At 66.4% G+C, this 6,852-nt stretch carries 6 protein-coding genes and 2 pseudogenes; 2 read left to right on the top strand and 6 right to left on the bottom strand.

Going from position 1 to position 6,852, the window contains the following annotated elements; genetic code table 11:
• On the top strand, window positions 1–471 hold a 471-nt coding region (locus D7V77_RS39095), incomplete at its 5' end, for a hypothetical protein (RefSeq protein WP_304485890.1).
• A 16-nt stretch (window positions 472–487) separates the two neighbouring features.
• Here D7V77_RS39095 and D7V77_RS46085 read toward each other — a convergent pair.
• The 3 genes from D7V77_RS46085 to D7V77_RS39090 form a co-directional block, all read right to left on the bottom strand.
• On the bottom strand, window positions 488–550 hold the full coding sequence (locus D7V77_RS46085; protein WP_306466080.1) for a DUF5953 family protein: 63 nt from the start codon (window positions 548–550) through the stop codon (window positions 488–490).
• Window positions 525–806, bottom strand: a complete 282-nt coding sequence (locus D7V77_RS45280) for a DUF5953 family protein (RefSeq protein WP_368666239.1) — start codon at window positions 804–806, stop codon at window positions 525–527. Before D7V77_RS45280 ends, D7V77_RS46085 begins: the two co-directional genes overlap by 26 nt.
• A 115-nt stretch (window positions 807–921) precedes the next feature.
• Window positions 922–1,632 (bottom strand): YecA family protein, encoded by a 711-nt coding sequence (locus tag D7V77_RS39090; protein WP_120581298.1) that lies wholly within the window; start codon window positions 1,630–1,632, stop codon window positions 922–924.
• A gap of 665 nt (window positions 1,633–2,297) precedes the next feature.
• Between D7V77_RS39090 and D7V77_RS39085 the strand changes: the two genes are divergently transcribed.
• Entirely contained in the window at window positions 2,298–2,825 is a 528-nt protein-coding gene (locus tag D7V77_RS39085) for an integrase core domain-containing protein (protein WP_120581300.1), read from the top strand.
• A gap of 354 nt (window positions 2,826–3,179) precedes the next feature.
• On the opposite strand, the gene D7V77_RS39080 is transcribed toward D7V77_RS39085, so the two are convergent.
• The 3 genes and pseudogenes from D7V77_RS39080 to D7V77_RS45270 all read right to left on the bottom strand — a co-directional run.
• The gene (locus tag D7V77_RS39080) at window positions 3,180–6,095 is read right to left on the bottom strand and encodes a cell wall anchor protein (RefSeq protein ID WP_120581297.1); all 2,916 of its coding nucleotides are present in this window, start codon (window positions 6,093–6,095) and stop codon (window positions 3,180–3,182) included.
• A 492-nt stretch (window positions 6,096–6,587) separates the two neighbouring features.
• A pseudogene (locus D7V77_RS45275) lies at window positions 6,588–6,713 on the bottom strand (IS5/IS1182 family transposase); the annotation flags it as partial.
• Between the two features lie 20 nt (window positions 6,714–6,733).
• Window positions 6,734–6,852, bottom strand: a pseudogene (locus D7V77_RS45270) (IS30 family transposase); the annotation flags it as partial.

Genomic DNA, 6,852 nt, shown 5'->3' with positions numbered 1-6,852 from the left:
GCACCCGAGCCTGTTGCCTCGACACCCGAGCTCGCCGCCGCGACACCCAAGGATGGGGGGACGCCCGCCCCTTCGTCCGCCTCCACGGAGCAGGTGAGACAGCGCCTCGAGGCCTACTTCGGAGACGAGCCTTTCGACACCGCGTGGGCGCGGAGCGCCGAGCGGCAAGCGAAGGACGGCGTGAGGGCCGCGCTGCCAGACCCCTCGCAGCTCAGGTCCATCGAGTGCCGGGCCAGCCTGTGCCGCATCGAGACGGAACATGGGGACAACGAGCAGTCCTTCAACTTCGTGCGCACGGCCTTCATGGCTCCGGAGCGGCAGGTGTGGAACGCGGCGTTCGTGACGGTGCGCGGTGTGGATTCGACCGACAACAAGGTCGTCACCATCACGTACTTGGCGCGAGAGGGAGTGGAGCTCCCCATGGAGAGGCTGCTCTCCCCAGGGGGCGATGACGCGCAGGCCCTCCAGTAGTCACCACGAACCAACGTCAAAGCGCTGTGCGCCCGCCGATCTCAGGGAAGCGCTCATAGGCCTGCGGGAGTGCGTCCAGGTGAGCCGCGTTGTCGAGGTCGAGTGGCGCATCGGTGAGCTATACGACCCACCCCCGAGGCCGTGCGCCGCGACCGAGTGAGCAGGCCCACATCCCGCGAGGGGGCTGGGAACCTGATGGCCCTCGTGGTGTCGGAGGACCCGTAGTTCACCCACCCGAGGTAATGCGGGAGCATGGGCGCGCGAAGCGCCTCGGGTGGGTTGAGCATGGGCAGCGCACGGGGTGAGCGCTCCGGAACATGAGAGGAACCAGGCATCTGCTTCGCGACCTCGGAGCCGGGGCAAGCTCAAGCGGTACCGGCCCTGACTGGGAGTATTCGAGCCTGATGGCGCCAGACGATCTGCTTGAGGGAAGGCCGGTAAGGCTCAGCCTTAGCCCCCGGAGCCGTGGCATCGCTTTAACTTCCGGCCACTACCGCAGTGACACGGGTCGTTGCGGCCAACTTTCCCATGAGCCGCTTCGCTGGCAACGCCGAGCCTGGCTGCGGGTTCGCCGCCAACACCGAGCGCAGCCATTGCGCCCAGGAGGTCCTGCGGCGTTTCCATGAGATTTCTGATTTGTGCCAGAGGCTCGTCGAAGATGATCCGTTCGACCATCGTCGCATCGCCTACCAAATACGGAACATAGCGCGTGTCCACGCCTCGCGAGAACGAGTGATCCGAGCACACAACATACTTGCTCCACCTCCACGGCACGGGCAGGAGATCGTGATGCTTATATACAAAGTAGGTCACGTCGATGATGTGGCTATCTGGAAATGTCAGCCAGACGTGGAATGGGTACGGCTCGGCGCTATTCCGCAAAGTGCCGCGCAGCTCCAGTTCCAGCCGCTCGTAGGTCGTTCCGAACTCACGCTTTCCGCTGACCTCAACGTCACCAACTGTGACAAGACAGTTCACCCCTTCTAAACGGAGCCATCGCCAGAGCTCGGCGTGAATCTGGCCACACATGATCCTGATTTGTGTCGACTCATACCGCATCGAGTCGATCATGCGACCGACGAGGTCAAGGGCGTCGATGGCACGCCTGTGGCTACCGGCTATTCGGGTCTGGCGAGAAGCGTGCGTCGGCGAACGCGTCATTGCATGCACATTCCTGCGGAGGGGCCCGAAGAATGCTGGGGCTTGACAGGGCGAAAGTGGTCGAGTGTGCGCAGATGCCTCTGTGATGCCATGCGGTCCGTCACGGGGCGCGGCAGAATTCTGGCGTGCTGGCTACGGCCGGCAAGAATGGCAGGATGCGGGCCTTCGTAAAGGCGCTGGCTCAGACGTTGCGCTCGGCCTTGCGGAGCCGTTCGGAACTGGCTCTGGAGAATTTGGCTCTTCGCCAGCAACTCGCAGTCTTTCGCGAGAAGCACCCATCACCGAGGCTTGCTCGGGGCGACCGCCTCTTCTGGGTGTTTCTCCAGCGCTTCTGGCAGGGGTGGCGGAGGCCATTGTGCCTGGTTCAGCCGGCGACAGTGGTGAAGTGGCATCGGATGGGCTTCCGGCTCTTCTGGCGCTGGAAGTCCCGGAGTCGGGTGGGGCGGCCTCGGGCAACTCCGGAGCTGCGCGCGTTGATTCGGCGCATGGCTGAATCCAACCCGACATGGGGTGCCCCGCGCATTCATGGGGGGTTGTTGAAGCTGGGGATGGAAGTAGGCCAGACAACGGTCGCTCGGTACATGCCCAGACCGGGAAGGGGAGCGCCGAAACCGTCACCAACATGGCGGAACTTCTTGCGCTTGCATCTGGCGGAGTCCGCGGGGATGGATTTCTTTGTCATTCCGACTGCGACGTTTGGAGTGCTGTTGGGATTTGTGGTTGTGAGTCACCGGGACAGGCGAATCCTCCACCTCAATGTGACAGAGCACCCGACGGAAGAATGGACGAAGCAGCAGATGCGAGAGGCCTTTCCCTGGACCAGTGCTCCGAGGTACTTGCACCGAGATAGGGACAAGCTCTACTCGGAGGGTGTTCGCGCCACGCTTACCCATTTGGGGATTCGCGAGGTGCCGAGTGCAGCACGGTGTCCGTGGCAGAATCCCTATGCGGAGAGAGTCATCGGCTCGATACGTAGGGAGTCGCTGGACCATGTCGTCGTCCTGAACGAAGCCCACTCTCGGCGCCTGCTGCGCGAGTACCAGCGCTACTACAATGCGAGCCGGACGCACCTGTCGCTCGGGAAAGATGCGCCCGATACGCGTGAGGTGCAGGGCCCGGAGCACGGAGCCAAGGTGATAGAGCTACGGGAAGTCTTCGGGCTCCACCACCGGTACGAGCGCCGCGCTGCGTAGAGTCTCGGTCCTTCCAAGAACACCCTCGTAGACCCGCGCGTGCTGCACCAGGCTACCTGCGTTCGCAGGAGGGGCGGGGAGTGCCCACACGCAGGTAGCGCGAGGTGTTGAGGCGTCTGCGCCGGGCGTAATTCCGACCTCTGTCAAGCGGAAGGGAGGACCCAGCGGCTCGTCATGCGAATCGCTCACGTCATGACGCGCGTTTTGACGCACTCATGACGCAGCGACTGAATTTTGGGTAGGCACACCGCGTGAACGGCGGCGCCGAGCGCGAGCTCCCAGCTCGGAACAGCAAGGCCGGCCATGGGGACGTGCCCCACGACCGGCCTTGCTCCTCGGCGTGTCGACGCGGTCCTACCGCAGGGGCACGCGCTTGAGCCTGAAGGGCGAGGGGCTCTCGCTCATCGTGAAGTAGCTCGCGCCGTTGGCCTCGTACTCGATCGCCTCACCCTGGCCCTCGGAGGTGTCGGTCAGCGTGACGGGCGTCGCGAAGACGGCCGACTCGAAGCCAAGTCCCGGCGTCGCACGGAACTCGTAGACAGTGCGGTAGGTGCGAAGGAGGAAGCGATCCGCGCATGGGTGGATCGCCGCCGCGGTCGCGGCCGAGAAGTTGGCGTCTCCGTTCAGCGGCAGCTGGATCGTGTGGACGTGGATCAGCGTGGCCTGCACGCCCGGCGTCAGCGGCTGGGGGAACTTGTACACGCCGCTCTGCCCCGTGCCCCCGTTCTTGGTGACGACGTAGATGTCCCCGGTGGTGGGGTGCACCATCAGCGACTCCGCGTCCTTCGCGCCGTCCGGATAGACGAACGGGAAGGCCTCGGCGACGAGCCCCCCCGAGGTCTGGCCGTTGGCGAGATCCGGCTCGGGCACGCGGTAGATCGTGAACGACGTGGGGCTGCCACCCGGAGGGAAGTTGGCGCTCCACTTCCCGATGTCACCGATGAAGATGCACGAGCCGCTCGGGCAGGGCCCGGTTGCGAGGTCCTCCCAGTCGGCCGGCGTCACGTTGGTCACGTTGAACGTGCCGATCGTGCTCGCGTTGAGGGTGTTGATCGCGACGATCGCGGTGGTGTCCTCGTTGTGCACGTAGAGCGTGTTGCCGACCACGCGGCTCGCGGCCAGGCCCGAGGGCTCCACGATTTCCGGCGCGGTCACGGTGCCCTGGAGCGTGAAGGTGCTCGCGTACGTGTCGCCGACCATGCAACTGGGGGCGTTGGCGGCGCGCAGGACGATCACGTGCGCGGTGTTGGTCTGCACGAACGCGGAGCTGCCGGAGAGGCCCGTCTGGAGGCCCGGCGCGGTGAGCGACCGGTAGGCCGCATTGAAGAGCAGTCCATTGGTGTGACCCAGGCACGCGTCGAAGGCCTCGGTGAAGCCGAGCGGCGGCTCGATGCCGGTGGCAGGGCAGGTGGCGTCCGGCCAGACCTGTGAGCCGTACCAGACGGCGAGGCCACCCGCGCTGCCGGTCACCACGTCGGGCACGGTGAACGACGCGGAGTCGCCGTTCTTCTGGCCTGCGTGCACGTCGATTGGCTGGATCGGATCGACGCCGCTGAAGGCCTCCACGCTCCCCGCCATGTGGGTGGTCGCGTCCAGTCCGAACGCGTAGCTCGCGGGCTCGGAGGCGCCCGCGACGCGGTAGAAGATCCAGGTGCGGATGGCCCAGGCGCTCTGCTCCGAGCGCAGGAACGTCCAGCCGGCGGGCGGCGTGACGGTCGCGGAGATGTTGTTGCGCACGGTCACCCGCGCGATGAGCGCGTCGTTGGCCTCGGTCCCCGACGGCTTGGGGATCGACAGCGAAGCGATCGACAGGCCGCTGTGGCGCGAGCTCCCACGCAACGCGACCCCCGAGGACGGTGCGACCTCGGCGCGGCGAAGGGCGACGACCTGCGCGACGTTGGTCTCGGCGAACGTCGAGCTCCCGTTGAACGGTCCCTGGATGCCGGCACCGGCGAGGGGCATGAAGGCGGCGTTGAAGACGAGGCCCTGGGACGAGGACACCAAGCAGGTGTCGTAGGTCTCGGCGAAGCCCACGGGGGGCTCGATCGCCGGGGTCGGACACGCGGCGCCGGTCCACGCCTGCGCGCCGAACCAGACGGCAGCCCCGCCCGCGGTCGAGGTGCTCAGCTGCGGCGTCGTGAAGGCCGTCGAGCCGCTGTTGCTCTTGCCGGCGTGCGTGTCGATCGGGTTGGCCGGATTGACGCCGGCATACGCCACGAGGTTGCCGACGAGGTTGCTCGCGATGGAACTCTGGAACGTGTGGCTCGCGGGCTCGCTGGCGGTGGCGACGCGGACGAAGACCCAGCCGCGGATGCTCCAGGTGCTCATGTCGGTGCGCACCAGCGTCCAACCCGCAGGCGGGGTGAGCTCGGCGCCGATCTGGTTCCGGTTCGCAAGGTGCGCCAGCAGCACGTTACCGGCGGCGACGCCCGTAGGGGTCGAGAGGGTCAGGCTGGTGACCGTCTTGCCGCTCGCGTGCGTGGTGCCGACGAGGGTGATCTCCCCGGTGGCCGGCGGCTGGAGGGGACGCAGCACCACCGCGTGCGTGATGTTGGTGTTGGGGAGCGTGGAGCTGCCGGTGAAGGCGGGCTGGGCACCTGCGGCCCCGAGCTCCGAGGTGGCGGCGCTGTGCAGCACGCCGAGCGACGACGAGACGAGGCAGGTGTCGAGCTGCTCGGTGAAGCCCGTCGGAGGGGTGTGGACCGCGGGGCACGCGGCGCCTCCCCAGACCTGGGCCGAGAACCACACTGCGAGGCCGTTCGCGGACGACGTGGTGGCGACGGGCAGCGCGAGGCTCGCGCTGTTGCCATTCTTCTGGCCCACGTGCACGTCGATCGGCTGGAGCGGATCCGCGCCCGACACCGCGACCAGGGTGGCCGCCATGGAGCTGGCGAGGTCGAGGGTGAAGGTGTGACTGCTCGGCTCGGCCGCGCTGGCCACGCGGAGGAAGAGCCAGGACTTGATGGCCGAGGCGCTCTGCTCGGAGCGCAGCAGCGTCCAGCCAGCGGGTGGGGTGGCGACGGCGGTGACGGCCTCGCGATTGCTCAGCTGCATCACCAGCACATCTCCGGCGGCCGTACCGACGGGGGTGGGGATGGAGAGGGTGGTGGTGGCCAGGCCGCTCGCGCTGGTGGTTCCTCGCACGGAGAGCGTGGCGAGGCCCTGGGCCGTCGTCGCATCCTGTACGTCGTCGGGCTGCGCGAGCTCAGTCGTTCCACAGGCGGCCATCAGTAGGGCGGCCGCGAGCCACAGACTTCGGAATGGGGTCATGGGGTTTCGATCGGGTGTCGACTCACCGGACTGGAGGTCCGGGAATCGGCCATGTGAAGGACCCCGAAGTGCGAAGCGCAATCGACTGTCATGACACGGGAAAGCTGCCGTGAAATGGTTGGGATCGTCGGGTGTCATCGAAAGAAGGTGGCAGTCCTGTCCATGCGGTCACGCGGAGTACTTGGAGAACGCGAAGCCCAAAGATATCTGCGCACGGTGCAAGGGCCGAAGGGCGGTCGGCACCCCGAGGGGTGGGCCTCCAGGCAAGCCTCGTGACCGTGGCTGTGACCGGCTCGTGACGTCAGCAGAACGGTGCTGACATCCTGTGATCTGGAGCGTGCCTGGAACTGTGGGCTTCGTCGAGCTCGTGGGGCACGAAGCCCTTGGAGGCCCTGCTCTTCGGGCGTCCGACCAAGAGGGAGTCGATTGGGGTGTGCTGTGTTCGTGGCCGCTGCGTGATGTTTGAGTTGCTCTGCGTCAGCAGAGCCGATCTCAGAATTGGCGCATGAGGATGAGCGCGCAGGCGAGGTGGAGAAACCCGAGGAAGTTCTCGGCTTTCACCTCGTAGCGGGTGACGAGGCGCCGGAAGAAGCGGAGCCAGGCGAAGTAGCGTTCCACCTGGGAGTAGCCCGGCGCTCTCAAGCGGTCGTCGCAACAGCTGACGCGAATACTTCGGCAGGCGTTCGCCATGCAAGCGTTTGACGCGGGCGCCCGTTAAGTTCGTGCGCGATGGCGTCGAGTTGCTTGCCGGAGAGGG

Origin of the sequence: Corallococcus sp. CA041A, assembly GCF_003612075.1 — a bacterium.
GTDB classification, from domain to species: Bacteria; Myxococcota; Myxococcia; order Myxococcales; family Myxococcaceae; genus Corallococcus; species Corallococcus exiguus.
This window is presented reverse-complemented; position numbering and strand designations above follow the sequence as displayed.